The organism is Pseudoalteromonas sp. Z1A6, assembly GCF_011378745.1.
GTDB classification, from domain to species: Bacteria; Pseudomonadota; Gammaproteobacteria; order Enterobacterales; family Alteromonadaceae; genus Pseudoalteromonas; species Pseudoalteromonas arctica.
In genome coordinates this window covers 1-3,408 of the sequence record NZ_WTKW01000408.1, presented here as the reverse complement: position 1 = coordinate 3,408, position 3,408 = coordinate 1, and the positions used below count along the sequence as shown (strand labels likewise).

Here is a 3,408-nt window from a genome sequence, read left to right as displayed (position 1 = left end):
CTATCTCGAGCAGTTATTTTCAGCGCTAACTACGTTGAATTTACTTGCAATAGGCTAACTATTGATGCGTAAGTTCGCCTTGTTTTCACTGAAAATCTCTGGCTAGAGAAAAATAAATTTAAATATCATTATGATTTAATATATTAGTAAATATCTTAACCAGAGTTCAGGTAGTTTATTTTTCGTTCACTACTAACTGCATTTGTTCATTAACCCAAGCTAGCGCTTCATGATAAGCATCGGGAACTTTTTCACCTAGATTTAGCTCTTTCGTTAGCTCGTTTGCAGCTGACCAGTTTGCTTGTTCGTAGTATTTAACTAAGTTTAAATATTTTGCTAGCAAGCCTTCATAGTTTAATAGCGCTGCTTTTATATCATTAGAAAGTGGAAGCTTTTTCATTACGCTTTCCATACTCTCATCTAAAATAGCATCCATTAGCGACATCATACCGGTTAAAAATGCCATGCCGGTATCTTTAAACTGCCCATGGGATATAGCGAGCAATTCAGCAAATCGAGCGCGCGTAAGCGATAGCCTAATTAGCTCTACAGGTTTGTCTGCTGATACTTGTGCTGCAAACAGTAGTGACAATAGCTTTTTAATTTCATTGGCGCCAAGCACTATAAGAGCTTGCTTAATGGTACTTATTTCTGCGCGTCTTGCAAATGCGGCAGAATTTGAATACCTAAGTAATTTATAAGATAGGTTTACATCACGTTCAAACACATCAGTGATTTTCTTAAGATCCATATCAACACTTGATGTTTCGTAAAGTAATTCAGCTAATGCCATTTCTGAAGGTGGTAGAGCCTTACTTTGTACCATTTCAGGTTTTGAGAAGAAAAATCCTTGGAAATAATCAAACCCAAGCTCTAAAGCTTGTTGGTAAATTTCATAGGTTTCTACTTTTTCGGCAAGTAACTTAATATGTGAGTGCGGTTTTAAATCGTTTAGAACCGTTTTTATTGTATCTATATCGGATGCTAAAAAGTCTATTTTAATAATATCAATAAATGGGTAAAAATGACGCCATACAGGTTGATGAATATAGTCATCAAGAGCAATAGTGTAACCTTTATCTTTTAAATCTTTAACGATAGCTAATAAACGCTTACCAGGCTGGATAGTTTCAAGTATTTCTACAACTATAGTGTCTTTACCTAGTAGTGTAGGGTAACCCTTTGATAGTGTTTCTAGGGTGAAGTTTATATAGGCAGGTTTATTGTCAGTTAAATCTTCTAAACCAAAATTAAACTGGCTACCCTCTATAAGTCGTGTTGTTGCTTCGTCACCATCTATATCGGGAAATACGTTATCAACGCCATCACGAAATAAAAGCTCATAACCGATAAGTTTTTTATCTCTATCTAAAATCGGTTGACGTGCAGCGTAAAAATACATAAACAGTTCCGTAAGAGTGATGTAATTGGGTATTGTAATAATATATGGCAAAAGATTCAAAATAGCATTACGTATATTTGCATGATTAATAAATTATCATTATAAATTAAGGTGTTTCTTCTATTTAATTCATTATATTTTACCAATTCGCTTTAAAATTATTCAACATGAGTATTTTTGTATCAGCTGGAAGCAACAAGTTGGAGATTTTATTGTTAGGCATGATATAGTCAGCGAGAATGGTTTTTATCCTAATAGTGTCTTTATTATAATATTTTAAGAGTCAATATTCGGATCAAGAGCCTGTTATTAATAATTATGCGGAGGCTAATTTGGAAACAGGAATGATTATTTCACTAGCATTATATTTTGTTGTAATGTTAGGTATCGGACTATATGCATATAAGCAATCTACTGGCGATGTATCAGGTTACATGTTAGGTGGACGAAATCTATCACCAAGTGTTGCTGCACTATCTGCAGGTGCATCTGACATGAGTGGCTGGATTTTAATGGGCCTACCTGGTGCGATGTTTGTTACTGGTTTTAGTAGTACATGGATAGCAATTGGTTTGGTGATTGGTGCTTGGTTAAATTATCTGTTAGTTGCACCTAGATTACGTGTGTACACTGAAAAAGCAAATGACTCTATAACAATCCCAGATTACTTCTCAAATCGCTTCAATGATAAGTCAAACTTATTACGTGTTGTATCAGCTGTTGTGATTATAGTCTTCTTTACTCTTTACACGTCATCTGGTGTTGTAGCCGGCGGAAAATTGTTTGAAAGCTCATTTGGTTTAAGTTATGAAGTGGGTTTATACATTACAACGGGTGTCGTTGTTTTATACACTTTGTTTGGTGGTTTTTTAGCGGTTAGCTTAACTGATTTCGTGCAAGGTTGTATTATGTTCATCGCACTGATTCTAGTGCCTACTGTTGCATACTCTTTACTTGAACAACCTCTAGAATCTACTTTACATAGTGTAAATCCAGATATGCTTAACTGGATTGGAGCAGGCTCTGCATTGGGTATTATTTCTGCAATGGCATGGGGTTTAGGTTATTTTGGTCAACCACATATCATTGTTCGCTTTATGTCGGTACGTAGTGTTAAAGATATGCCTAAAGCTCGCCGTATTGGTATGACATGGATGATTGTTGCTGCCCTTGGTGCTGTTGGTACTGGTATATTTGGTGCTGCTTATACTTATGAAAATAATATTGTAGTTGAAGATCCTGAAACGATTTTCCTAATTCTTTCTGAGTTATTGTTCCACCCACTTATTGCTGGCTTTTTACTAGCTGCAATTTTGGCTGCTATCATGAGTACTATCTCATCGCAATTGCTAGTAAGCTCAAGTTCATTGACTGAAGATTTATATAAAACATTTTTACGTAAAGATGCTAGCGACTTTGAATTAGTTACTGTTGGTAGAATTAGCGTTGCCGTAGTGGCTATGTTTGCTATTTACTTAGCTTACGACAGAGATAGCTCTATTTTAGACCTAGTAAGTAATGCATGGGCAGGCTTTGGTGCTGCTTTCGGTCCATTGGTACTGTTCAGCCTTTACTGGAAACGTATGAATTTTGCCGGTGCGTTATCGGGTATGTTAGTAGGTGCGTTTACAGTGCTTGTTTGGGTTTATGGTCCGTTTACTATTAATGGTGAAAGCTTAAGTAGCTTTATGTACGAAATAGTACCTGGCTTTATTTTATCTAGTATCGCAATTGTTGTTGTTAGCTTAGCTACAAAAGAGCCAGAGCAAAACATTACCGCTTTATTTGATGAAGTAGAGAAAGAGCTTTAAATAGCAATTACTACTCATTTTTGAATGAGTAGTAATTAATACCAATCCGCAATAATACTTAATTATTTTGCGGGCTAATGTGTCGCTACCGGCGTTAAAAAATTATCATTTAGAACAACTAAATATCGAATTTTTTGCCTAGCTATCAACACGTTTTTTTACCCTCAAAATAGATCACTTAATTAAGTGAATTGG

General features: G+C 35.5%; 2 protein-coding genes. One reads left to right on the top strand and one right to left on the bottom strand.

Translation table 11 applies throughout. From position 1 onward, the window contains the following. Window positions 1-175: 175 nt before the first annotated feature. A complete protein-coding gene (locus tag GQR46_RS17840) occupies window positions 176-1,402 on the bottom strand; it encodes an HDOD domain-containing protein (protein WP_165741815.1) in 1,227 nt (408 codons plus the stop codon). A 332-nt stretch (window positions 1,403-1,734) separates the two neighbouring features. On the opposite strand from GQR46_RS17840, the gene putP reads away from it, so the two are divergent. Continuing rightward, window positions 1,735-3,213 carry a sodium/proline symporter PutP gene (gene putP / locus GQR46_RS17835; protein ID WP_165728709.1) on the top strand — a complete coding sequence of 493 codons (1,479 nt, stop codon included), beginning with the start codon at window positions 1,735-1,737 and terminating at the stop codon, window positions 3,211-3,213. Window positions 3,214-3,408: the final 195 nt, after the last annotated feature.

Coding starts and splice junctions, on each gene's coding strand:
- GQR46_RS17840 (WP_165741815.1), bottom strand. CDS start 1,402: ATGTATTTTTACGCTGCACGTCAACCGATTTTAGATAGAGATAAAAAA.